This window comes from Nonomuraea cypriaca, from assembly GCF_015645445.1.
In the GTDB taxonomy this organism is placed as follows: Bacteria; Actinomycetota; Actinomycetes; order Streptosporangiales; family Streptosporangiaceae; genus Nonomuraea; species Nonomuraea cypriaca.
Genome location: NZ_JADOGI010000019.1, coordinates 48,665 through 71,377 on the forward strand (window position 1 = coordinate 48,665; position 22,713 = coordinate 71,377).

The 22,713-nt window shown below is 70.7% G+C and carries 21 protein-coding genes; 9 read left to right on the forward strand and 12 right to left on the reverse strand.

What is annotated here, in order from left to right; translation table 11 throughout:
- Positions 1–11 precede the first annotated feature (11 nt).
- The 8 genes from ITP53_RS60160 to ITP53_RS09030 are packed head-to-tail and all read right to left on the reverse strand — an operon-like array spanning position 12 to position 10,033.
- Positions 12–2,729: a glycoside hydrolase family 38 N-terminal domain-containing protein gene (locus ITP53_RS60160; RefSeq protein ID WP_195894856.1), complete on the reverse strand. Its 2,718-nt coding sequence runs from the start codon at positions 2,727–2,729 to the stop codon at positions 12–14.
- Positions 2,726–3,805: a Gfo/Idh/MocA family protein gene (locus ITP53_RS09000; protein WP_195894857.1), complete on the reverse strand. Its 1,080-nt coding sequence runs from the start codon at positions 3,803–3,805 to the stop codon at positions 2,726–2,728. The genes ITP53_RS60160 and ITP53_RS09000 overlap by 4 nt, the downstream gene beginning before the upstream one ends.
- Entirely contained in the window at positions 3,802–4,689 is an 888-nt protein-coding gene (locus ITP53_RS09005; RefSeq protein ID WP_195894858.1) for a TIM barrel protein, read from the reverse strand. Before ITP53_RS09005 ends, ITP53_RS09000 begins: the two co-directional genes overlap by 4 nt.
- A complete protein-coding gene (locus tag ITP53_RS09010; RefSeq protein WP_195894859.1) occupies positions 4,680–5,864 on the reverse strand; it encodes a CehA/McbA family metallohydrolase in 1,185 nt (394 codons plus the stop codon). The genes ITP53_RS09005 and ITP53_RS09010 overlap by 10 nt, the downstream gene beginning before the upstream one ends.
- Positions 5,861–6,925 carry an ABC transporter ATP-binding protein gene (locus ITP53_RS09015; RefSeq protein ID WP_195894860.1) on the reverse strand — a complete coding sequence of 355 codons (1,065 nt, stop codon included), beginning with the start codon at positions 6,923–6,925 and terminating at the stop codon, positions 5,861–5,863. Before ITP53_RS09015 ends, ITP53_RS09010 begins: the two co-directional genes overlap by 4 nt.
- Positions 6,926–7,744 (reverse strand): carbohydrate ABC transporter permease, encoded by an 819-nt coding sequence (locus ITP53_RS09020; RefSeq protein ID WP_195894861.1) that lies wholly within the window; start codon positions 7,742–7,744, stop codon positions 6,926–6,928.
- On the reverse strand, positions 7,741–8,667 hold the full coding sequence (locus ITP53_RS09025; protein ID WP_328814318.1) for a carbohydrate ABC transporter permease: 927 nt from the start codon (positions 8,665–8,667) through the stop codon (positions 7,741–7,743). The genes ITP53_RS09020 and ITP53_RS09025 overlap by 4 nt, the downstream gene beginning before the upstream one ends.
- Entirely contained in the window at positions 8,642–10,033 is a 1,392-nt protein-coding gene (locus tag ITP53_RS09030) for an extracellular solute-binding protein (RefSeq protein WP_236050610.1), read from the reverse strand. The genes ITP53_RS09025 and ITP53_RS09030 overlap by 26 nt, the downstream gene beginning before the upstream one ends.
- Before the next feature lie 263 nt (positions 10,034–10,296).
- Here ITP53_RS09030 and iolC point away from each other — a divergent pair, with 263 nt between their 5' ends.
- The 6 genes from iolC to ITP53_RS09060 all read left to right on the forward strand — a co-directional run bounded on the left by iolC (position 10,297) and on the right by ITP53_RS09060 (position 16,692).
- Positions 10,297–11,262 (forward strand): 5-dehydro-2-deoxygluconokinase, encoded by a 966-nt coding sequence (gene iolC, locus ITP53_RS09035; RefSeq protein ID WP_207755702.1) that lies wholly within the window; start codon positions 10,297–10,299, stop codon positions 11,260–11,262.
- On the forward strand, positions 11,259–12,164 hold the full coding sequence (locus ITP53_RS09040; protein WP_236050611.1) for a Cgl0159 family (beta/alpha)8-fold protein: 906 nt from the start codon (positions 11,259–11,261) through the stop codon (positions 12,162–12,164). Before iolC ends, ITP53_RS09040 begins: the two co-directional genes overlap by 4 nt.
- A complete protein-coding gene (gene iolB, locus ITP53_RS09045) occupies positions 12,161–13,012 on the forward strand; it encodes a 5-deoxy-glucuronate isomerase (RefSeq protein WP_195894863.1) in 852 nt (283 codons plus the stop codon). Before ITP53_RS09040 ends, iolB begins: the two co-directional genes overlap by 4 nt.
- A complete protein-coding gene (gene iolD / locus ITP53_RS09050) occupies positions 13,009–14,859 on the forward strand; it encodes a 3D-(3,5/4)-trihydroxycyclohexane-1,2-dione acylhydrolase (decyclizing) (RefSeq protein ID WP_195894864.1) in 1,851 nt (616 codons plus the stop codon). The genes iolB and iolD overlap by 4 nt, the downstream gene beginning before the upstream one ends.
- Before the next feature lie 150 nt (positions 14,860–15,009).
- The gene (locus tag ITP53_RS09055; protein ID WP_207755703.1) at positions 15,010–16,011 is read left to right on the forward strand and encodes an AI-2E family transporter; all 1,002 of its coding nucleotides are present in this window, start codon (positions 15,010–15,012) and stop codon (positions 16,009–16,011) included.
- A gap of 27 nt (positions 16,012–16,038) precedes the next feature.
- Positions 16,039–16,692, forward strand: a complete 654-nt coding sequence (locus ITP53_RS09060) for an HAD-IA family hydrolase (protein ID WP_195894865.1) — start codon at positions 16,039–16,041, stop codon at positions 16,690–16,692.
- 99 nt (positions 16,693–16,791) lie between these two features.
- On the opposite strand, the gene ITP53_RS09065 is transcribed toward ITP53_RS09060, so the two are convergent.
- On the reverse strand, positions 16,792–17,340 hold the full coding sequence (locus ITP53_RS09065) for a DivIVA domain-containing protein (RefSeq protein ID WP_195894866.1): 549 nt from the start codon (positions 17,338–17,340) through the stop codon (positions 16,792–16,794).
- Between the two features lie 91 nt (positions 17,341–17,431).
- Between ITP53_RS09065 and ITP53_RS55890 the strand changes: the two genes are divergently transcribed.
- Together ITP53_RS55890 and ITP53_RS09075 are read left to right on the forward strand one after the other, a co-directional pair.
- Positions 17,432–18,304, forward strand: coding sequence for an ABC transporter ATP-binding protein (locus ITP53_RS55890; protein ID WP_236050612.1), 873 nt, complete (start codon positions 17,432–17,434; stop codon positions 18,302–18,304).
- Positions 18,301–18,969 carry a hypothetical protein gene (locus ITP53_RS09075; RefSeq protein WP_195894868.1) on the forward strand — a complete coding sequence of 223 codons (669 nt, stop codon included), beginning with the start codon at positions 18,301–18,303 and terminating at the stop codon, positions 18,967–18,969. The genes ITP53_RS55890 and ITP53_RS09075 overlap by 4 nt, the downstream gene beginning before the upstream one ends.
- Before the next feature lie 27 nt (positions 18,970–18,996).
- Here ITP53_RS09075 and rlmN read toward each other — a convergent pair whose 3' ends face one another.
- Positions 18,997–20,097, reverse strand: coding sequence for a 23S rRNA (adenine(2503)-C(2))-methyltransferase RlmN (gene rlmN / locus ITP53_RS09080; protein WP_195894869.1), 1,101 nt, complete (start codon positions 20,095–20,097; stop codon positions 18,997–18,999).
- 119 nt (positions 20,098–20,216) lie between these two features.
- Here rlmN and ITP53_RS09085 point away from each other — a divergent pair, with 119 nt between their 5' ends.
- A complete protein-coding gene (locus tag ITP53_RS09085) occupies positions 20,217–21,236 on the forward strand; it encodes a suppressor of fused domain protein (RefSeq protein WP_195894870.1) in 1,020 nt (339 codons plus the stop codon).
- Here ITP53_RS09085 and ITP53_RS09090 read toward each other — a convergent pair whose 3' ends face one another.
- On the reverse strand, positions 21,237–22,076 hold the full coding sequence (locus tag ITP53_RS09090; protein WP_195894871.1) for a phosphatidate cytidylyltransferase: 840 nt from the start codon (positions 22,074–22,076) through the stop codon (positions 21,237–21,239).
- Between the two features lie 56 nt (positions 22,077–22,132).
- Positions 22,133–22,690 carry a ribosome recycling factor gene (gene frr, locus ITP53_RS09095; RefSeq protein WP_195894872.1) on the reverse strand — a complete coding sequence of 186 codons (558 nt, stop codon included), beginning with the start codon at positions 22,688–22,690 and terminating at the stop codon, positions 22,133–22,135.
- Positions 22,691–22,713: the final 23 nt, after the last annotated feature.

The window sequence follows — 22,713 nt, forward strand, 5'->3', positions numbered from 1 at the left end:
CTGTCGTTGGATTACCGAGAGTTGAACAATTGGATGGTCGCGATTTCCCACGGCCCCAGGGGAAGCCGCAGCACGCCGTCCGTGACGGGCACGGACTCGCCCGGTCGCCCGCGCAGGTCCGCGTGTCTGGCCTCGGTGAAGGCGCCCTCGATGACCGCTTCCGTGTCCGAGGGGGTGAGCGCGACCAGCCGGAGCTCGCGCCGGTCGTCGCGCGTCCTGAGTGACGTCATCACCACGCCCTCCCCCGTCACCGAGAGTCCCGTGGCGGGTGACGGCAGGGGGAGCGTCCGAGCGCCCGTTCCCGGCACCACCAGCAGGTCGTGCCTGAAGGTCTCCGCCTGCGGCACCACCTCCTCCCAGGATCCCTGGTACGGCATCAGCGCCAGGCTCACCGACCGCACCCCACGCGACTGCGCGGCCGGTGTCGGCAGCTGGGGACCGGCGGGTTCCGGGCGCAGGGCGTTGCGGTTGCGGGAGAGGTAGCCGACCGAGCGAAGCAGCGTGAGGGCGAGTTCGGCGCCCTCGTCCACCAGCTCGTACTCCGTCACGTGCTCAAGCAGCGCCGCCACACCGCCGGCGGCCACCCACGAGGAGGCAGGGAAGGTGGGGAGAGGTGTCTCGCCGCAGCCGGCCTCCGCGGTCAGGCCCCGCGTGACGACCGCGAACTGCCCCTCGGCGTACGACTGCGACGCCTTCGACGGCAGCGGCACGTGCAGGCGTACGCGGTGGTCGGCGCAGCGGTTGTCGAACTCGACGTTCAGCCGGACGTACGGCTCGCCCGCGCGCAGCTCGACCCGGGTGGTGACGACGATCTCCTCGGTCCTGGCCGTCCGCGCGGCGGCGGGCAGTTCCTCGGCCCCGTCGATCCCGTCGCCCGCGGCGGGCCAGCGGTACGCGCGCCGCACGTCCACCGCCGCCACCAGCGGTCCCGAGCAGATCAGCTCGACCTCGACCGCCTCGGGCTCGGACACGACGAGGTCCGTGGCGGGCGGCGCGTGGTTGTAGGTGTCGCCCACGTCGCCGCCGTCTACGATGCGGCCGGCTCCCGTGACCGTGGTGCCGTCCCCGGAGACGAGCGTCAGCGTGCCGTCCCCGGCGATCGCCACCCGCAGCAGCCCGTTGTCCAGCACCTCCTCGTCGCCCCGCACCGGCGGCGGCGTCGCGTCCGAGCCGAACGCGCAGGGCTGCCCAGTGGAAGCACCGGTGGAGGCGGAGCGCGGCGCGGGCCTGACGCTCGTGTGCCCCAGCGCCGGCGTCTGAACGAGGGCGGCGACCGTGCGCCGAGGCTCGGCGAGGATGCGGACGCGGGTCACGCCGTCCAGCGCCCCACGCAGGTCGTCCACGTCGAACACGACCGGCGTCTCCCGCGCGACCGTGAACGTCAGCGTCCCGTCCTCGACCGACCAGTTCGTGATGTGCTGCCCGTACAGCTCGGTCCCGTGGATGAACGTCAGCGCGGTGGCCGGGTCCATCTCCTGGTCGAGCAGCAGCGTGGCGGCGTACTCCAGGGGTTGCGCGGGCACCGGCGCGCCCGACGGGTCCACCAGCGGGTCCATCCCGGCGACGTCCAGGAGCACGACCCCGCTCCGCGCGGACGGCGTCGGGTTGACGACGAGCACCCCGCCGGACGGTACGGCGGCCGCCAGCCGTGCGGTCACCATGTCGCGCACGGCCTGCCCGAGGTGCTCGGCCTCCGCGATGCGGGCGGCCACCTGCTGGGCGGTGTCGTCGACGCCGCAACCGGTCACGGAATCGTGTCCGCTGGCGTCCACGAGCCGCCACCACGCCATGTCCAGGAACCGCCGCGGCCACTCGGCGCCCCACAGCGTGGCCAGCGGCTCGGCGTAGCGCTCCACCATCCGCTCGGCGCGTCCCATGGCCTGCTTGACGTGGGCGCGGACGGAGATGACGCCGGGCAGGATGTTGGCCCGCGCGTGCGAGCGCAGCTCACCGACGACTCGGGGCAGTCCCGCCACGTCACCCGATTGAACACCGATATATCCGGACAAGGTGTCCATGCGGCCGCCGATCGCCGCCACCATCTCCGGCAACCCTCGCACGGGCGCGGAATGGTCGGTCCCGTACATCGCCAGCAGCGGTCCCTCGGGCCCGTGCCACTCGCGCATGGTCGCGACGAACGCCGTGGCCCGGTCCGCCAGCCCCTCCGCGTCGGAGAACAGGTGCGCCCCGTTGCCGTACCCGCCCGCGGGGAGGTACTGGGTGCGCAGCGCCGTCCCGTCCGGCGCGACCCAGGCGAAGGCGTCCGTGGTGACGGAGGACGGCACCCCGCGATACACGCAGGCGTGCAGCAGCCCGGCCTTGCGCAGGATCTGCGGCATCTGGGCCGTGTGCCCGAACATGTCCGGCAGGTACCCCACCGGCATCGCCCCGCCGAGCTTGTCCGCCCGGTCCATGCCGAGTTCGAGGTTGCGAACGATGTTCTCGCCCGAGCACAGGAACTCGTCCAGCAGGATCTGCCACGGCCCGACCGCCAGCCGCCCGGACTCGACGAGCGCGGCGACGCGGTCGCGGTTCTCCGGGCGTACCTCCAGGTAGTCGTCGACGCAGGCGAGTTGGCCGTCGAGGGTGAAGTGGTAGCGGGGCTCGCGCTCCATCGTGTCGAGCACCTCGTCGAGCAGCGCCACCAGGCGCAGTCTGAAGCGCTGGAATGGCTCGTACCACTCCCTGTCCCAGTGCGTGTGCGGTACGACGACGATCTCCGAGCTCACGCTGCCTCCCCTCCCATGGGCAGATCATGCTGTACGGCGTAGCAGGCGGCGATCCGCTGGGCCGTCACGATGTCCTCGAGCCCGCCGTCCGCTCCGGTGAGCGGCGGCCTGCCATCGTTCACGAAAGCATGGAAGGCGGCCAGTTGTACCTCGAACGCCTCAGTCACGTCGCGCCACTCCGTACGGCTCTCGCCGCCGGACACCACGGTGAGCGTCGTCGGGGCGTTCATGAGGTAGGGCGAGGGGAAGACGAGTTCGAGCGAGCCGCGGTCGTGGTGGATGGTCACGGTCTCGCGGTAGGCCGGGTAGTCCTCCAGGTAGTGCCACCGGATGGTGAATCTGCCCTGGACGGGCAGCGGCCCCGAGATCTCGATGGACCCGGGCGCGGGCCCCCACATCTCAACGTACGAAATTTCGGTGGGCGACCCGGTAAAGCGCCTTAAGAGCGACAAATCGTGACAAATTGAGCCGAGTGCTACGCCGTACAGGTTGCGTACCGACTCGGGGGCCGACTCCCCCAGCGCCTCGGAGACGAGCGCGGTCTCGGCGGCCCGCAACGAGGCCGGCAGCCCGGCGTCCACGTCCCGCGCCTGCGTCAGGTTCGCATACGCGAGCTGCGACTCCCCGCTCGGATGCAGCACACTCACCTCGACCGACCTGATGACGCCGGGACCGCCCAGCTCGGCCAGCAGCTCCTCGGCCCGGCGCACGGCCGGGTCGTACTGCTTCATGTAGCCGACCATCAGCCGGCCCTCGGGCAGCGCCGCCACCTCGGCCCTGGTCAGCGCGAGCGGCTTCTCGCACAGCACGGCGTAACCGGCCGCGAGGGCCTGGCGCACGTACTCGCCGTGTGAGCCGGAGGCCAGCATGAGCACGGCCTCGAAGCCGCCGCCCGCGAGCATCTCGTGCAGCGAGGTGTGGCGATCGGGCGCGCCGAGCCGGTCGCCCACGGCGTCGGCCAGCGTGCGCGACAGGTCGCAGACGGCCACCACCTCGAACAGGTCACGGCGCCTGGACAGCAGCGGTACGTACACCGCCTGCGTGACCGCGCCGCACCCGACAAGAGCGATCTTCACAGTCCCAGGTCCTTCAGCTTGCGGCGGTTGGCCGCCTGGTCGGCGATGTTCTGGGCGACGGTGCGGCGTCCCGGCAGGGTGTCCTGCTCGATGACGATCCAGCCTGCGTAGCCGATGTCGTCGAGCGCGCGTACCACGCCGGGCAGGTCCAGCTCACCCTCCCCGAGCGGGGCGAACCCGCCGCGGCCCATGAGCTCGCGCAGGTCCACGCCCTCGGCCAGGGCGGTCGCGAGGATCTTCGTGTCGCCGTCCTTGATGTGCACGTGGCCGACCCGGTCCGCCCACGCGTGCAGCGCCGTCACCGGGTCGCCCCCCGCCAGCAGCAGGTGTCCGGTGTCGAGGCAGAGCTGCACGTCGGTCAGCTCCAGCAGGTGCTCCACGTCGTCGGGCGTCTCGACGTAGGTGCCGAGGTGGTGGTGGAACGCGGGCTCGAACCCGCGCTCGCGGCACCGGTCGGCCGCCTCCTGGACGCGGGCCGCGTACGCCGGCCACTCGGACGGCACCAGCCCTGGAGCGCTCCCCCCGGGACGGGCGAACCTCTCGGGCGAGCCCGAGCAGCCCAAAGTGGGCCGCGGCGGCAGCGCCCCGGCTGGCACCGACGCGAAGACGTCCAGCGTGGCGTCCAGCGCGGGCAGCGCCCGCCTGAACCCGTCCTCGTCGTTGTAGGGCAGATCGGCCCAGCCGCCGGCCAGCGCCAGGTCACCGAGGCGTGCGGCCAGATCGGCGCCGGTGCCCAAGTAGCCGAGCGGGCCCAGGTCGATGCCCTCGTAGCCGGCCTCGGACAACGCGTGGACCATCTCGTCGGCGCTCAGCGGCGGCGGCGCGTCGCTCAGTTCGAACACGCCGAAGCTCACAGGGGCGTTGGCGATCTTCCTCACGCGCATAGCGCGATCACCTCGTTCTCGTACGTTTCCAAGCGATGTCGTCCTTCGGTCGCCGGCAGCAGCACCCGCTCACCGCGGACGACCTGCCGCGTGCCGTCGGGGCGTACCAGCACCAGGCCGTCGGCGTCCAGCGCCAGCAGTTCGCCGCCCAGCCTGAGTAGCAGCGGCCCGCCGGGCTCCGCCGAGACGGCGGTGCGCCCTGCGCGTACGCCGTCCAGCACCGCGCTCGCGTCTTCGGCCAGCACCCAGGTCGTGGGCGCGCCGGGCAGGCCGTCGGACCCGTGGCGGTGGAAGTCGCTGCCGCCGATCGCGATCACGTCGTCCCGCCAGGCGTCGGCCCAGGCCAGCGGCGCGCCCCAGCGGCGGTCCCACCAGCCGGAATGCCAGACCTCGGCGACCCTGGGGCGGCGGCTGAGCGGCTGCAGCCAGGCGCAGTCGCCGCCGAGCGGGTGGTTGATCGAGATGATCCCGCCCGCGCGCTCGGCGTGCTCGACCCAGGCGTCGACCGGCTGCCTGAAGTCCACCCAGCCGACGTCGCCGAACACGTTCGCGTGGCCGCGGTCGGTGGTGACCTCCTGGCCGTGGATGAGCGTGACCTCCCGGTCGATCTTGTCCAGCCAGGGGTGGTGGCTGACGGTGTTGTGGTCGGTGACGGCCAGGAAGTCGAGCCCGCGCCCGTGGGCCAGCTCGGCCAGCTCGGCGATGGTGAGGCCGCCGTCGCTGTGCAGGGTGTGCGCGTGGAAGTCACCGGCGAACCACCGCAGGCCGTCCACGTCGGGAATGTCCCTGCGGGGCGGGCGCTCGCCGTGCGGCGGCTCGGCGACGACCGGCTGGGGCGGTGCGGCGGTCTCGGTGGTGATCTCCAGCGTGAAGTCGAGCCCCTGCGGCGGGATCCGGTGCAGCCGCAGCCACACGTGCCAGGTCCCCGCCTCCGGCGATCCCGGCAGGTAGCCCGGCGTCGCCCAGTCCGGAGTGATCGTGTACTCGTCCCGCGCGCCTCCCGACCAGCCGCGGAAGCCCTCGGGCGAGCCGCAGCCGAGGTCGATGACGCCCTGCGACCGGTCGTACCCGAGCTTCACGGTCACGGCGGCCGTGCCTGCGGGCACCTCGAACGGCACCTCACGCAGGATCCGCTCCAGCCTGTCATCCAGGCTCCAATGACCCCTCCTGGTCACACCAGCTCTCCGTCCCGGTAGATGAGGGCGCGGTCGCGCCGGGGCAGCGCGTAGCCGGCGTCGCCGACGGCGGGTTCGCCGCCCTCGGGCACGACGGCCTGCACATTCACGTCGTTGACGTCGAGGGTCACCAGGTGGGAGGCGCCGAGGTTCTCCACGATGGCCACCCTTCCGCCCAGCCCGCCGTCCGCGGGCTCGGCGGAGTAGGACATGTACTCGGGCCGTACGCCGTACACGATCGTCTCCCCGTCGGTCAGCAGGCCCTCGGCCGAGACCGGGACCGCCACCTTGCACCCTGCCACCTCCAGCGTGTCACCTCGTACGGCGCCGTCCAGGAGGTTCATGGGCGTCGAGCCGATGAAGCCGGCCACGAACGTGTTCGCGGGCCGCTGGAACACCTCGGCCGGCGTGCCGATCTGCCGGATGTGCCCCGACTCCATGACGGCCATCCTGTCGGCCATGGCGAGGGCCTCGGCCTGGTCGTGGGTGACGAAGACGGTGGTGACGCCCAGCTCGCGCTGGAGCTTCTTCAGGAACGTACGCGCTTCGAGCCGCAACCGGGCGTCCAGGTTGGACAGCGGCTCGTCGAACAGGAACGCCTGCGCCTGCGTGGCCATCACCCTGGCCAGCGCGACCCGCTGCTGCTGCCCGCCGGAGAGCTGGCCCGGCCGCCGGTCCATGAGGAGTTCGAGCCCGAGCCGCGCCCCCACCTCCACGGCCTTGTCGCGGCGCGTGCCCTTGGCGACCTTCTTGATGCGCAGCGGGTAGGCGATGTTGTCGGTGACGTCCATGTGCGGAAACAGCGCGTAGTCCTGGAAGACCATCGCGACGTCCCTGCCGCCCGGCTGCACGCCGGTCACGTCGCGCGCGCCGATCACCACCGCCCCGCCGGTGGCGGTCTCCAGGCCGGCGATCGTGCGCAGCAGCGTGGTCTTGCCGCAGCCGGAGGGGCCGAGCAGGGCGAAGAACTCGCCGTCGGGGATGACCAGGTCGAGCGAGTCGAGGGCTTTCACTCCGCCGGGATAGACCTTGGTCAGCCCGCGTAGTTCGATGGCGGCCATTTAACGCTTGATCCCTCCGTGGAAGCGGAAGCCGTATTTCTTACTAACAAACAGGTACATGAGCACGACAGGGATCGAATAGAGGAGACCGAACGTGGACAACATCCGCAGGTTCGCCTGGCCGCCCTCGGTGTACAGCGTGTACGTGATCACCGCCGCCGGCTGCTTCTCGACGTCGCTCAGCAGCAGGTAGGGCATCAGGAAGTTCCCCCACACGTTGGCCACCGCCCAGACCGCGATGGTCGCCAGCCCAGGGCGTACCAGGGGGACGACCACGTGCCGCACGATCTGCAGCGGCGAGGCCCCGAACACCCGCGCGGACTCCTCGTACGACTTCGGCGTGGAGTCCATGAAGTCCTTCATCATGAAGATCGCCGCCGGCAGCAGGCCCCCGGTCAGGATGAGGATCAGACCGAGTTGCGAGTCGATGAGGTTGAGCTCGACCGCGAGCTGGAACAGCGGCACCATCGCCGCCGTCCCCGTGATGATCGACGACAGCAGCAGCAACGCGTAGAGCAGCGCGTCGCGCCCCGGCAGCCGCACCCGGCTCAGCGCGTACGCGGCCAGCGCCGCCAGGATCACGACCAGCACCGCGGTCCCCGCCGACAGCAGCACCGAGTTGTACAGCGACGGCAGCGCGTACGGGTGCTCCACCACCGCCTGGAAGTTCTCCCAGGTGAAGTCGGGCACGGAGACCTCGTACGTCGGGTCCGACGTGAACGGCGCCGTGACCAGCCACAGCAGCGGGACCGTGAAGAAGGCCAGCAGCACCGCGATGAGCGTGTAGAAGCCGATCCGGCCGAGGACGAAGCGCGTCATTTCTTGCTCCGGAGCAGCCGCAGGTAGAACACCGCCACGACCAGGTTGATCAACAGGATGACCGTGGAGATCGCGGCGCCGTACCCGAGCTCGCCGCCCTGCAACGCGACCTTGTACACGTGCACGGCGAGCACCTCTGACTCACCGTCGGGGCCGCCGGCGGTGAGCATGAACGGGGTGAAGTCGTTGAACGTCCACAGGCTGATCAGCAGCAGGTTCGTCAGGATGTGCCCTCTGATGTGCGGGAACACCACGTCTCTGAGTTGCTGCCAGCCGGAGGCGCCGGCCAGGCGGGCGCTCTCCAGGTGCGAGGGGGGCACGTTGCCGAGCGCGGCGCCGTACAGCATCATCGAGAACGCGGTGCCGCGCCAGGTGTTGAAGACGATGATCGAGAGCATCGGGTGGTCGAGCAGCCAGGCGAAGCCAGGGATGCCGAGCAGCGCGTTGAGCGTGCCGCCGTCGCGGTCGAGCAGCGCCACCCACAGGAACGACACCACCGCGCTCGGCAGGATCCAGGCCAGGATGACCAGGCCCTCGACCAGCCGCTTCAGCGGCCCGCGCCGGTCGCGCAGCAGCCAGGCGATGGTGAACCCGAGCCCGACCTGTCCGATGATCGCCGAGCCCAGCACGAACTGCGTGGTCAGCCACGTGGAGCTCCAGAACGCAGTGTCGGACACCGCCTTGACGAAGTTGTCCAGCCCCACGAACTGCGGCTCGGCCGCCGCGACCCCGGTCAGCCGGTAGTTGGTGAGCCCGAGATAGAGCACCCACAACGCGGGGAAGACGAGGAAGACGGCGATGAGCAGCAGCGCGGGAGCCACGAAGGCCCCCGCGCGCCACCGGCCCAGGCCCGCCGCGTCCGAGCCGTCACCGCCGCCTCGCGCGGTCTCCTTGAACTCAGGAGGCGATATTGCCTGCGCCACCGACGATTCCCTCAAGCTTCTTCTGGTAGTCGGCCGCCGCCTGGTCGGGCGTCGCGCCTCCGACGACCTCGGCCGTGGCCTCCTGCAACGCCACCGACACCTGCGGGTAGACGGCGACCGGCGGCCGGAAGGCGGTCACCGGCAGCACCTGCTCCGAGATGAAGGTCAGCAGCGGCTCGCCCGCGAGGATCTCCTTGTTGACGTCCGTACGCGGGGTGATGCGCACGTTGCCGTCCTTGGTCTCCTCCTTCAGCGCCTCGGGCGAGAGCGTGAAGGCCAGCAGCTCGAAGGCCTCCTTCGGGTGCTCGGTGTTGGGGTTGACCGTACGCAGCGCGCCGCCGGACATGCTGACGAAGTCCTGGCCGCGCAGTCCCTTGCCGGGCTCGATGGCGGGGATCTTGGCGTAGCCGACGGTCTGGTCGCGGTCGTCCATCTTGGCCACGCCGTCCTTGGGGTTGACGACGCCACGCCAGAAGTAGTCGCCCTCCATCAGGATGCCGATCCGGCCCTCGGCGAACTGCTGGAACGACTTGTCCCGGCCCTTGGCCTCCTGCTGCAGCTTGGGATCGCCGAGGCCGCCGCCGTAGATCTTCTGGTAGAGGCCGAGCGTGTCCTTCAGCGGCTGCGCGGCGGCGCCGGTCCACTTGCCGTCCCGCTGCACCTCGCCGCCCGCGCCCGCGAGCAGCGGCAGCACGCCCTGCATCGAGGTGGCCTCGCCCATCGCGGTGCCGGCGTTGATCTGGATCGGCACGGGCACACCCGAGGACTTCAGCTTGGTCCCGGCGTCGATGATCTCCTGCCAGCTCTTCGGCTGCCAGTCGGCCGGCAGGCCGGCCTTCTGGAAGAGGGTTTTGTTGAAGTAGAGCACGCGGCCGTCGGTGCCGACCGGCAGGGCGTACTTCTTGCCGTTGAACTCGGCCAGCCCCTGCACGGCCTCCGGGATCTGCGACCAGCCGTCCCAGCTGTCGGCCTCCGCCCCGACGAGCTCCGACAGCGGCTTGATGTAGCCGGCCTCGGCGAACTCGCCGGCCCAGATGCCGTCGATGTCGATCACGTCCGCGCCCTTGCCTGACTTGAGGTCGAGGGAGAGCTTGGTCTTGTACTGTTCGTCGTCGACGCCGCTGGGGACGAACTTGACCGTGACGTCCTTGCCCTTCGCCTTCTGGGCCGCCTCGAACTTCGGGACTACCCAGTTGGCCATGAAGTCCGCCGCCGCGGCGTTCTTGCCGCCCGCGATGGCGTTCTGGCCGATCGTCAACTCGATGGTGTCACCGCTACCGCCGGACGACTGGCCGCACGCGGCCAGCCCCAGCCCGGCCGCCGCGATGACGGCGACCACACCCATCGACCGTTTCCGCAATGCCATGCAAACCCTCCGACATGTCCTTAAGGAGAGAAGGCCATGGGCCAATATGTCATGACATCCATATGACGTAAAGGCCTGGCCATATTTCGAAGATGTGCCCACATGCTGCGTCTTTTCCCGGACGGCAGGGACCTGGCCGACCGGCACCATGCGAGATGCGTACCGAGGCTTTCGTGTCGGGGCACGTTAGGTAACGTAGTGGACATCCGAATGTCATGACAATATGCCATAGTGACGAAGTAAGCTCCATCCCTGGAGGTGCGTTGTACGACCTGATCACGATCGGCCGCAGCGGCGTCGACGTCTATCCGCTGCAGACCGGCGTCGGCCTGGCCGACGTCGAGACGTTCGGCAAGTTCCTCGGCGGCAGCCCGACCAACGTCGCCGTCGCGGCGGCCCGCCACGGTCTGCGCCCCGCTGTGATCACCGCCGTGGGAGCCGACCCCTTCGGAGAGTTCGTACGCAGGGCGATCCGGGGGTTCGGCGTGGACGACGCCTACGTGAGCACCATCGAGGGACCGCCGACGCCCGTCACGTTCTGCGAGATCTTCCCGCCGGACCACTTCCCGATCTACTTCTACCGCGGTGAGCATCCGCCTGACCTGCGCATCTCCACGTCCTCCCTGGACCTCGACGCCATCGGCGCGGCGCGGCTCTTCTGGTTCTCGCTGACCGGCCTGAGCAAGGAGCCGAGCGCCTCGGCCCACGCCGCCGCCCTGTCGGCACGCAGGTCGGCACGCAGGTCCGCGCGCGGATCCGGGTGGACGGTGTTCGACCTCGACTACCGGCCCACGCTGTGGGAGTCGCGGGTGGCGGCCCACGAGGCGGCCCAGCGGGCGCTGCCGTACGCGGACGTCGCCGTCGGCAACCTGGAGGAGGTGGAGACCGCGGTCGGCGTACGCGACCCGGAGGCCGCCGCGCGGGCGCTGCTGGTCGCCGGGGTGAAGGTCGCCATCGTCAAGATGGGCCCCGAGGGGGTTTTCGCGCGTACCTCTGAGGAGAGCACCGTGGTGGAGCCTGTGGAGGTGAAGGTGGTCAACGGGATCGGTGCGGGCGACGCGTTCGGCGGCGCCGTCTGCCTGGGGCTGCTGCGCGGATGGCCGCTGGAGCGGACGATCCGGTTCGCCAACGCCGCGGGCGCCTTCGTGGCCGCCCGCCTGGCCTGCGCGGACGCCATGCCCACCACCGCCGAGGTGGAGGACCTGCTGGGAAACGGGGTGCCCTCTTGAGCGACATCACGCTGCCCAGGACCGCCGGCTACGAGCGACTCACCCACATCCGCGCCACCAGGCCGGAGGAGATCGCCGCGGCCGCGGCCCGGCGGGAGCGGCGCGGCCTGCCCGCCGAGGGGGAGCGCCTGCTGATCATCGCCGCCGACCACCCGGCCCGCGGCTCCCTGGCCGTACGCGACCGCCCGCTGGCCATGGCCAGCCGCACCGACCTGCTCGACCGGCTCCAGGTGGCGCTGTCGAGGCCGGGCGTCGACGGCATTCTGGCCACACCCGACGTGCTGGAGGACCTGATCCTGCTTGGGGCGCTGGAGGGCAGGCTGGCCTTCGGCTCCATGAACAGGGGCGGCCTGCAGGGCTCGGTGTTCGAGATGGACGACCGCTTCACGGGCTTCGACGCCGCCTCGATCGACGCCATGCGGCTGGACGGCGGCAAGATGCTCTGCCGCATCGACCCGGCCGACCACGCGACGGTGGCGACCCTGGAGTCGTGCGCCCACGCGGTCACGGACCTGGCCCGGCGGCGCCTGGTGGCCATGGTGGAGCCGTTCTGGTCGCTCCGGTCCGAATCCGGGGCCGTACGCAACGACCTTTCGCCTGACGCGGTCATCCGGGCCATCAGCATCGCCCAGGCCCTCGGCGTCACCTCGGCCTACACCTGGCTCAAGATCCCGGCGGTGGCCGAGATGGAGCGCGTCATGGCCGCCACCACGCTGCCCGCCCTGCTCCTCGGCGGCGACCCGCCGGACATCGACGCCGCCTACGCCGACTGGCACCGCGCCCTGACCCTGCCTGGCGTGCGGGGGCTCGTCGTCGGCCGCGCCCTGCTCTACCCTCCGGACGACGACGTGGCGACCGCGGTGGACGGCGCCGCCGCACTGGTACGAGAGGCCCGCGCATGACCTACCTTCCGTACGGCAAGGCCGCCAACGGCCCCTGGTCGGTGGAGATCACCCCGTCCGCGGCCGGCTGGACCTACTCGGGCCTGCGCGTGGCCGACCTGACGGACGCCCCGGTGTCCCTCGGCACGGACGACGAGGAGATGCTCGTCCTCCCGCTGGCGGGCTCCTGCACGGTCACCGTCACGGCCGGCGGCCGGGCCAGGACGTTCGAGCTGGCCGGCCGGGCGTCGGTGTTCGACGGCCCCTCAGATTTCGCCTATATCCCGATTTCTGCGCAGGTGACCCTCCAAGGGACCGGACGGATCGCGCTGCCCTCGGCCCGCGCCACCCGCGCCCTGGAGCCGCGTCACGTCTCCGCCGCCGAGGTCCCCGTGGAGCTCAGGGGCGCGGGCCAGGCCAGCCGCCAGGTGAACAACTTCTGCGCCCCCGGCGTCTTCGACTGCGACAAGCTCATGGCCGTCGAGGTGCTCACGCCGGGGGGCAACTGGTCGTCGTACCCGCCGCACAAGCACGACACCGACAACCCGGGCGAGGCCGTGCTCGAGGAGATCTACTACTTCGAGGTGGCCGGCCGGGGCCTCGGCTACCAGCGCGTCTACTCCTCAGAACGCGGCCAGATCGACACCCTCGCCGAGGTCTCCTCAGGCGACGTCGTCCTCGTCCCATACGGCTACCACGGGCCCTCCATGGCCGCCCCCGGCTACGACCTCTACTACCTGAACGTCCTGGCCGGACCCGCGGAGCAGCGTTCGATGGCGTTCTGCGACGACCCCCGCCACACCTGGATCCGCTCGTCCTGGGACGATCAGCTCATCGACCCCAGACTGCCGTTCGGGAGGACTACATGATCCGCTTGACCGTCGCGCAGGCCGTCGTACGCTTCCTCGCCCGGCAGTGGAGCGAGCGCGACGGCGTGGAGCGCAGGTTCTTCGGCGGCTGCGCGGGCATCTTCGGCCACGGCAACGTCGCCGGTCTCGGCCAGGCGCTGGCCACCTCCACCGAGGACCTGCCCTACCACCTGAGCCGCAACGAGCAGGCGATGGTCCACACGGCGGCCGCGTACGCGCGGGCGAGCAACCGCCTGGCCACGCTGGCCTGCACGACCTCGATCGGCCCAGGCGCGACCAACATGATCACCGGTGCGGCGGGCGCGACGATCAACCGGCTGCCCGTCCTGCTGCTGCCCGGCGACATCTTCTCCACCCGCGTGGCGGGACCGGTGCTCCAGGAACTGGAGGACCAGCGATCGTACGACATCTCCGTCAACGACTGCTTCAAGCCGGTCTCCCGTTTCTGGGACCGGATCAACCGTCCCGAGCAGCTCCCGTCCGCGTTCCTGGCCGCCATGCGGGTGCTCACCGACCCGGCCGAGACCGGCGCGGTGACGCTGGCGCTGCCGCAGGACGTGCAGGCGGAGGCGTTCGACTGGCCGGACGAGCTGTTCGCCCGCCGCGTGTGGCACATCGCCAGGCCGCGCCCGGAACGCTCGGCCCTCGCCCGCGCCGCCGACGTGATCAGGACGGCCGCGCGCCCGCTGATCGTCGCGGGCGGCGGCACGATCTACAGCGAGGCCACGGAACAACTGCGGATCTTCGCCGAGACGTACGGCGTCCCGGTCGCCGAGACGCAGGCCGGCAAGGGCGCGCTCCCGTACGGCCACCCCCTCGCGCTGGGCGCGATCGGCGCCACCGGCACCACGGCCGCCAACGCGCTGGCCCGCGAGGCCGACGTGATCATCGGCGTCGGCGCCCGCTACAGCGACTTCACCACCGCCTCCAGAACGATCTTCGCCGTGGACGCCCGGTTCGTGAACCTCAACATCACCTCCTTCGACGCCGCCAAGCTGTCGGGCCTGCAACTGGTCGCCGACGCCCGTGAGGGCCTGGCCGACCTGACCGAGGCGTGCGCCGGCTGGAGCGCCCCGGCCGGCTACCGGGAGCGGGCCGTCGAGCTGACCGGGGCCTGGGACGCGGCCGTCGACGCGGCGTACGCGCTGGAGGGCTCGCCGCTGCCGCAGTCCGCGGTGATCGGCGCGGTCAACGCGGCGGCGGGCGACGACGGCGTGGTGGTGTGCGCGGCCGGCTCGATGCCCGGCGACCTGCACAAACTCTGGCGGCCGAGCGGCCCGGGCAGCTACCACGTCGAGTACGGCTACTCCTGCATGGGCTACGAGATCGCGGGCGGCCTGGGCGTCAAGATGGCGGCACCGGAGCGCGAGGTGTTCGTCCTGGTGGGCGACGGGTCTTACCTGATGATGGCCCAGGAGCTGGTCACGGCGGTGGCCGAGCGGATCAAGCTGGTCGTCGTCCTGGTGGACAACTCCGGCTTCGCCTCCATCGGCCGCCTGTCGGAGAGCGTCGGCGCCGAACGCCTCGGCACGTCGTACGCCTACCGCGGCGACGGCGGCCCGCTGCCCGTCGACCTGGCGGCCAACGCGGCCAGCCTCGGCGCCACAGTGCTGCGCCCCGAGTCGGTCTCCGACCTGCGCAAGGCGCTCGACACGGCCCGCTCGGCGACGGAGACGACGGTCATCTATGTGCGCACCGACCCCATGGCCGACGATGCGCCGTCGTCCGAGGCCTGGTGGGACGTGCCCGTGGCGCAGGTGGGCACGACGAGCACCACGTACGCGGCGCGGGAGGCGTACATGTCGAGCAAGCGCGCCCAGCACCCCCACCTCACCCCGCCGACCTGACCAGGGTCACCTCACCCCGCCTGAGATTCGCCCCCGCCGACCTGACCAGGGTCACCTCACCCCGGCCTGAGTTCGCCCCCGCCGACCTGAGCAGGGTTGCCCGCGATCACCTGAGGGAACGCCTCTGACCAGGCATGATTGGGGGCAGGGATGAGGCCGTGGCGGGTGCTGGGCTGGCTGGCGCTCATCGCCGTGGCCGGCTTCTGCCTCTACCAGCTGCGCACGGTGGTCATCTCGATCATCATCGGCGTGTTCATCACGGCTCTGCTGCTGCCCCCGGCCCGTCTGCTCAGGTCACTCGGTCTGAACAGCGCCCTGGCCACCGCGATCGTCTTCGCGGGCGGGCTCCTGGTGTTCGCGGGCCTGGCCGTGCTGCTGGTGCCGCCCACGGTCGACAGCCTGGCGCAGCTGCGCGACAGCGTCGGCAAGGTGCTCGACGACCTGCACGACTTCACGGTCCGGCTGGGGCTCGACGACCAGCAGCTCGTCACGCAGGCCAGGGAATACCTGTCCGGCCAGGGGCGGACGATCACGACAGGGGCGCTGGCCGGGGTCAGGACCGTGGGCGAGATCATGGTCGGGGCGATTCTGGCCGTCATCCTGTCGGTGTACTTCGTGCACGGCGGCGACCGGCTCTTCCGCTGGCTCGTTGACCTCGCCCCGGCCGCCGGCAGGACGCGGCTCACCGAGACCGGTCACCTGATCTTCTCCGTGATCGGCCGCTACATCCGCGGGGTCGCGATCGTGGGGGCGGTGGACGCGTTCTTCATCGGGATGGCGTTGTGGATCCTCGGCGTGCCGATCGCGCTGCCGCTGGCGGTGCTGACGTTCGTGGGGGCGTTCCTGCCGGTGGTGGGGGCGTTCCTGGCGGGCCTGCTGGCGGCGGTGGTGGCGCTCGTGGCCAAGGGATGGCTGGTGGCCTTGATCGTCGTCGCGGTGACCGTGGCGGTGCAGCAGATCGAGGGTCACGTACTGGCGCCCCAGGTCTACGGCAAGGCCCTGCACCTGCCCGGGGCGATCATCCTGGTGGCCATCACGGTGGGCAGCGTGATCGCGGGCATCGCCGGCGCGTTCCTCGCCGCGCCGGTGACGTCGGTGATCGTCGCGCTGCTGCGCCGCCCCGCCACCGGAGCGACTCCGGTGCGTGCCTGATCACGCCGCGCATCGCATGATGGGATCATGCGATGGGTAACGTTCGACTGCTACGGAACTCTGGTCGACTGGCGGCACGGCATCCGCACCGGCACCGAGCTGATCGCCCCTGGTCAGGGGGCGCGGCTGCTGGAGGCGTACAACAGGCATGAGCAGGCCGTGCAGACCGAGGCGCCGACGCTGCGCTACCGGCTCGTGCTGGCCGAGGCGCTGCGCCGGGCCTGCGCGGAGGAACAGGTGGCGCTGCATCACGACGACGCCTTCGTGCTGGCCGCCACGCTGCCGTACTGGCCGGTGTTCCCCGAGGTCCAGAGCGAGCTGTCGGCGCTGCGGGCGGACGGCTGGAACCTGGCGCTGCTCACCAACTGCGACCGCGACCTCGTCGCCGAGACGCTGCGGCGGCTGCGGGTGCCGTTCGAGGCGGTGGTCACGGCGGAGGACGCGGGGGCGTACAAACCGGCCGACGCGCATTTCGACCTCTTCCAGCGCGCGCACGAACCGGAGGCGTGGGTGCACGTGGCGCAGAGCTACGTCCACGACATGGTGCCGGCGCATCGCCTCGGCATCCGCCGCGTGTGGATCAACCGGCTCGGCGAGCGGCCCGCGGACGAGTCGATCATCCAGCGAACCCTGCCCGACCTGCGCGGACTGCCGGCCGCCGTCGGACACCCGCGCGACTAGAGCCGCACGGCTGGTGCCTTCGGGTGACTGGCCGAACGGCTGGGACATCCGGGTGACCAGCCGCGCTGCCGGGCCTCCGGGTGATCGGCCGCACGGTGGCTAGCCGCGCTGTTCCAGCACGTCGGCGATACCGGCGAGGAACGAGTCCACGTCCGCGATCAGATAGCCGGTCCTCAGCAGGACCGTGGAGAACTTCGCCTCGCGCACGTCCTTCGCCGACACGGGGAAGTCGGTCGTGCCGCGCAGGGTGGCCACGATCCGGTCGAGGAAGGCGTCGATCTCGTCCTCGTTGTAGCCGGTGCCCATGCGGCCTGAGCGGAAGCCCACCCGCTCGACGCGGGCCGCCTGGGTCTCGAACCACGCCTCGCGGAGCATCTCGCCCGTGGGCTCGGCCATGGCCAGGCGTACGGGCCGCTTGGCCTGGGTCTCCAGCGCCACCACGAAGGCTTCCAGGGCGAAGTCGACCGCGGTCTCCTGATAGCCGCCGCGCCTGGTCCGGAACGTCGCCCCGCGAACCTCGTCGGCCGTCACGGGGTCCAACGCGTGCGAGCCTCGGCCCAGTGTCGACTCGATGCGCCCGATGAGGGCGTCGACTTCCACGGGGTCATAGCCTGAACGCATGCCCATGACGCGCGGAAAGCGGTTCAAGCCTCACTCCTCCTGAATACATGGCTGGGGTACCTCTATTGTGAGGCTCTTTATCACGGCCATGCGACCTGACATATACCGTTACAGCACCATGCGACTGACCAAGGTCTCTTTCCGCTACCGAAGGCATGACCCTTTTGTCATCGAGGAGGCCGACGCCTGCCTCACGCCCGGCGACGTGATCGAACTGAGCGGGGTGAACGGCGCGGGCAAGTCCACCCTGCTCCGCCTCCTCGCGGGTCTCACCCGGCCGACGACGGGCACGATCGCCGACCGGCCCGAGGTGGTCGGCTTCGCCCCCGACCGCTTTCCCACCGCCCAGCCGTTCACCGTGACGGCGTACCTGCGGCACATGTCCCGGGTACGCGGCGGCGCCCGCTGGGAGCCGTGGGCCGAGCGCCTGAACATGGGCCACCTCCTCGACACCGCGCTGAGCGACCTGTCGAAGGGCAGCGCGCACAAGGTGGGCCTGGCCCAGGCGCTGATGGCCGAGCCGGGGCTGCTGATCCTGGACGAGCCGTTCGCCGGACTCGACGCGGACACCCGTGAGACGCTGCCCGCGATCGCGACCGAGGTGGCGGCTCGTGGGGGCATCGTCATCGCCAGCGACCACCAGGGCGGCCTGCGCGCCCTCCCCGCCGTCCGCCAATGGTCCGTCGTCGACGGCCACCTCAAAGAAGGCACCTCCGCCCGCCCCGAGGAGGAATCCACGGAGAGCCACCCTCAGGACGGCACGGCCCCCCAGGAGCGCATGGCGGGCCGTCATGAGGGCACGGACCAGCCGCGGGAGGGTGTGGTGGACCGAGCGCTGGACGGTGTGCCCGGAGATCCGCGGGACCGCCACGTGGTGGGTCGGGTGCGGGCCACGGTGGCCGTGACGCTGCCCGTGGAGGAGTTGCCGGGTTTCCTGGCGAGGATGCGTGACGAGGGCTACCAGGCCCGCGAGATCGAGGAGACCGGTTGATCGCCCTGGCCACCTTCCGCATGGCCGCCTACGTCCGGTCCCATCGCGTGTACCAGGCGCTCCTGCTGGCCCTGGCCATGCTCGCGATCGTCTACGGAAGCCGGGCGCCGAGGGGCACGGAGGCCGCCGTTCTCACGGACGGCGCCGTACTCATCATCCCCATCCTGGCGTGGGCGAGCAGGAGCCTGCTCGACACCGAGCCCGACCGGCAGCGGGAGATGTCCGCGATCCAGGTGGGCGGCCGGGGCAGGGAGGTGGCGGCGGGCCTGGTGGCGGCGTTCGCGACGTGTGCCGCGCTCTCGGCGGTGGCCCTCGGCTGGGCCCTGCTGCTCGGCGTGACCCAGTCACCGTCGCCGGGCGTGCTGACCGCCGTCCTCCTCCTGCACGGCCTGGCCGCGCTGGCCGGAACCGCGCTCGGCGCCCTCACCAGCCGCGTGATCCTGCCGTCACCGGCCATCTCGATCATGGCCCTGCTGCTCGGCTTCCTGGCGATGCTGCTGCTCAGCGCCTCGTCACTCTACTGGCTCACCATCCCGCTCCTGCCCTGGATGCGGGCCGCGAACGCCGGCCAACTCCTCGACCAGTTGCCCCAGCTCGGCGGCATCTCACTGCTGTGGTGCCTGCTCGGCCTGACCGCCTACGTGTGGCTGCGCCGCAGACTGTAACCAGCACGCTCCGGACGAGGCGCGGGCCTATTCGGCGGCGGCGAGCTGGCCGCAGGCGCCGTCGATCTCGCGCCCGCGCGTGTCCCGGACCGTCACAGGAACCCCGTGGAACTCCAGCCGCCGCACGAACGCCCGCTCATCCTCCGGCCGCGAAGCCGTCCACTTCGACCCGGGAGTCGGGTTGAGCGGGATCAGGTTGACGTGCACCAGTTTGTTCTTGATGAGCTTGCCCAGGAGGTCGGCCCGCCACTCCTGGTCGTTGATGTCCTTGATGAGGGCGTACTCGATGGAGACCCGCCGCTTGGTCCGCGCCGCGTACGCCCACGCGGCGTCGAGCACCTCGGCCACCTTCCACCGCGTGTTGATCGGCACCAGCGTGTCCCGCAGCTCGTCGTCGGGCGCGTGCAGCGACAGCGCGAGCGTGACCGGCAGCCCCTCGTCGGCGAGCTTGCCGATGGCGGGCACCAGCCCGACCGTGGAGACCGTGACACCGCGGGCGGAGATCCCGAGCCCGTCCGGCGCCGGCTCCACCAGGCGGCGCACGGCGCCGATCACCTGCTTGTAGTTGGCCAGCGGCTCGCCCATGCCCATGAACACGACGTTGCTCACCCGCCCTGGCCCGCCGGGCACCTCACCGGCCGCCAGCGCGCGGGCGCCCGCCACGACCTGCTCGACGATCTCCGCCGTGGACATGTTGCGGGTCAGGCCCGCCTGTCCGGTGGCGCAGAACGGGCAGTTCATGCCGCAGCCGGCCTGCGACGACACGCACATGGTGACCCGGTCGGGATAACGCATGAGCACCGACTCGACGAGCGCCCCGTCGAAGAGCCGCCACAGCGTCTTGCGCGTGGTGCCGCGATCCGTGGTCTGCTCCTTGACCGGGGTGAGCAGGTCGGGCAGCAGCGTGGCGAGCTTCTCGCGGGCCGCCGCGGGAAGGTCGGTCATCGCGCCGACGTCGGTGGTCAGGCGCTCGAAGTAGTGGCGCGAGAGCTGGTCGGCACGGAACGCCTTCTCGCCCAGTTCGGTCACCGCGGCCCGCCGGTCGGCCATCGACAGGTCGGCCAGGTGCCGTGCGGGCCTGGCCCGCCGGGGCCCGACGAAGGTGAGCTGACCTGGGGGCTGGGACACGTTGCTGCCTTTGCTTGAAGGGATGTCGGCCAGGGTAGTGAACGTTCGGATCGGAGGTGGAATTCCTGGGCACGGTACGGCTCGCGTCATGGTCTCCACCCGATCTACAGTGCTCACGTATGGCGATTTTTCGGTCGGCATCTGGCGAGGGTGGCGCCGAGGTCGTTCTTGCCTCCGGCAATCCGTACGGCAGCCGGACGCTCGTCGTCGAGCGGGACGAGGACTCCTCGGTAGCTTACCTGTGCTCGCCTGACGGCACGGTCCACGGGGCCGTCTGGCTGGCCAACCACCGCCCGGCCCCCGCCGTCGTGGACCTGGCCAGGATCAACGCCGGGCTCCCGCCGCTGATGCCCCGCGCCAACACGCTGCACCCGGACGGCCGCCGGCCGCTCGGGCAGCTCAGCCCGTTGTGGTTCGAGGAGGGTGACGGGGTCGCACTCTACGAGGACGACGACCTGCTGGCGGTGATCCCCGGCTGGGCCGACATGAGCAGGGGCATGCCCGGTTACGCGCGCGACGCGGTGGGCGAGTCGCCGTTCGCGTGGGCGTTGTCGGAGGCGCTCGAAGGGCTGCGGCCTCGTATCTCCAACGCCAGGTCCTACTGGCGCTGGCGGCATGGGGAGGGGGCGTGGCCGTCGTTCCAGCAGTTCGTGATGGGGCACCTGGACCGGGTGCTCGGGCCCGCGGGGCGGTACTGGGACGCCAGCGGCGAGCGGCTGCCGACCGTCGGGATCACCGAACGGCCACCGCACCAGGATCGCGACTTCACCGTGTTGTCCACGGTGGGGATGAGCTGCCAGCGGATGCCGACGGTCGAGCAGTGGATCGACCGGCCCGGCGCGTACGCCAGGATCGAGTTGGCCGTGGCCACCCACGAGGACCCCAGGGACGCCGCGCTGCTGCTGGTGTGGCTGGCGCAGTATCCGTGGCACTCGGTCACCTGGCTCGGCCACGGGCACACGGCGAAGTGGTATCACGAGCCTTCGACGTTTCCGCTGGGGCCTCAATATTCGGGGGTCCTGATGCTGGCCGACGCCCCCGACATGCCCGACATGTCAGGGTTTGCGTTCGGGGGTGAGGTCGTACGGTGGCTCTGGTTGTCCCCCGTCACCACGGAGGCCCTGGAGGAGCAGCACTGACTAGAAGAAGATCGTCATCAGCAGCCAGGCCGGCACCAGCGTCGCCACCAGTGAGTCGAGCCGGTCCATCAGGCCACCGTGACCGGGCAGGATCGAGCCCAGATCCTTGATCCCGAGATCCCGCTTGATCATCGACTCGATCAGGTCGCCCGCCGTCGCCAGCAGCGCCCCCAGCGCCCCGATCAGCGCCCCCTGCCAGATCTCGCCGCCGAGCAGCCAGGTCACGAGCCACGCCCCGACCGCCGTACACGCGACGGCCGACCCGGCGAACCCCTCCCAGGTCTTCTTCGGGCTGATGACCGTCATCTGGTGCCTGCCGAACAGCACGCCCGCGATGTAGCCGCCGATGTCGCTGGCCACGGTCACCGCGATGAAGATCACCACCCGGTGGTGGCCGTCCTCCGCACTGAGCAGCAGTGCCACGAACGCGCTGAGCATCGCGGGATAGAACAGGGTGAACACCGAAGCCGTGGCGTCACGTACATAACCATCCGTGCCGTCACTGAACATCCGCCAGATCAGTAAGACGAACGCGAAGCCCGCGAACGCGGCCAGCAACCAGAACGTCCCGCCCCAGTACGCCCCCGCCTGCATCGCCACCAGCCCGGCCAGCACGGGCACGGCGGGGACCTTGATGCCACGGGTCTCGAACGCCTTGACCAGCTCCAGCACGCCGACGCCCACGGCGGCCACGACCACCAGGAGGAACAACTCCTTGATCGTGTAGAGGGAGCCGAGGGTCAGCGCGCCCAGCACCACGCCGACCGCGATCGCGGCGGGCAGGTTCCTTCCGGTACGGCTGCCGCCGCTCGAGCTGCTGCCAGCCGTACTATCTTCCACAGAGTTCTCCAAGAGCCACGGCCCCCGCCAACTGGGCGGGGGCCGTGCGGCGCCGCTCAGACCTCGAGCAGCTCGGCTTCCTTGTGCTTCAGCAGCTCGTCGATCTTGGCGACGTGCTTCTGGGTGACGTCGTCGAGCTCCTTCTCAGCCCGCCTGACCTCGTCCTCCCCCGCGTCGCCATCCTTGATCATCTTGTCGAGGATCTCCTTGGCGGAGCGGCGGATGTTGCGGATGGACACCTTGGCGTGCTCGCCCTTGTTCCTGGCGACCTTGATGTACTCCTTGCGGCGTTCCTCGGACAGCTCGGGGAACGTCACGCGGATCACGTTGCCGTCGTCGGTGGGGTTGACACCGAGGTCGGAGTCGCGGATGGCGCGCTCGATAGCGCTCATCGAACTCTTGTCGTAGGGCTGGATCAGCACCATGCGCGCCTCGGGCACGTGGAACGACGCCAGCTGCTGGATCGGCGTCGGCGTGCCGTAATACTCGGCACTGATCTTGTTGAACATCGAGGGTGTGACTCGGCCCGTACGGATGGTCGCGAAGTCCTCCTTCGCGACCGACACGGCCTTGTCCATTTTGTCCTCGGCTTCGAGGAGGGTTTCGTCGATCACAGCGGCTCCTGTCTTCTAGCTGG

Excerpts from the sequence above, each read along its gene's own strand:
- ITP53_RS09005 (WP_195894858.1), bottom strand. The coding sequence starts at position 4,689 with ATGCGCGTGAGGAAGATCGCCAACGCCCCTGTGAGCTTCGGCGTGTTC.
- ITP53_RS09015 (WP_195894860.1), bottom strand. The coding sequence starts at position 6,925 with ATGGCCGCCATCGAACTACGCGGGCTGACCAAGGTCTATCCCGGCGGA.
- ITP53_RS09020 (WP_195894861.1), bottom strand. The coding sequence starts at position 7,744 with ATGACGCGCTTCGTCCTCGGCCGGATCGGCTTCTACACGCTCATCGCG.
- ITP53_RS09030 (WP_236050610.1), bottom strand. The coding sequence starts at position 10,033 with ATGGCATTGCGGAAACGGTCGATGGGTGTGGTCGCCGTCATCGCGGCG.
- iolB (WP_195894863.1), top strand. The coding sequence starts at position 12,161 with ATGACCTACCTTCCGTACGGCAAGGCCGCCAACGGCCCCTGGTCGGTG.
- iolD (WP_195894864.1), top strand. The coding sequence starts at position 13,009 with ATGATCCGCTTGACCGTCGCGCAGGCCGTCGTACGCTTCCTCGCCCGG.
- ITP53_RS09055 (WP_207755703.1), top strand. The coding sequence starts at position 15,010 with ATGAGGCCGTGGCGGGTGCTGGGCTGGCTGGCGCTCATCGCCGTGGCC.
- ITP53_RS09060 (WP_195894865.1), top strand. The coding sequence starts at position 16,039 with ATGCGATGGGTAACGTTCGACTGCTACGGAACTCTGGTCGACTGGCGG.
- ITP53_RS55890 (WP_236050612.1), top strand. The coding sequence starts at position 17,432 with ATGCGACTGACCAAGGTCTCTTTCCGCTACCGAAGGCATGACCCTTTT.
- ITP53_RS09085 (WP_195894870.1), top strand. The coding sequence starts at position 20,217 with ATGGCGATTTTTCGGTCGGCATCTGGCGAGGGTGGCGCCGAGGTCGTT.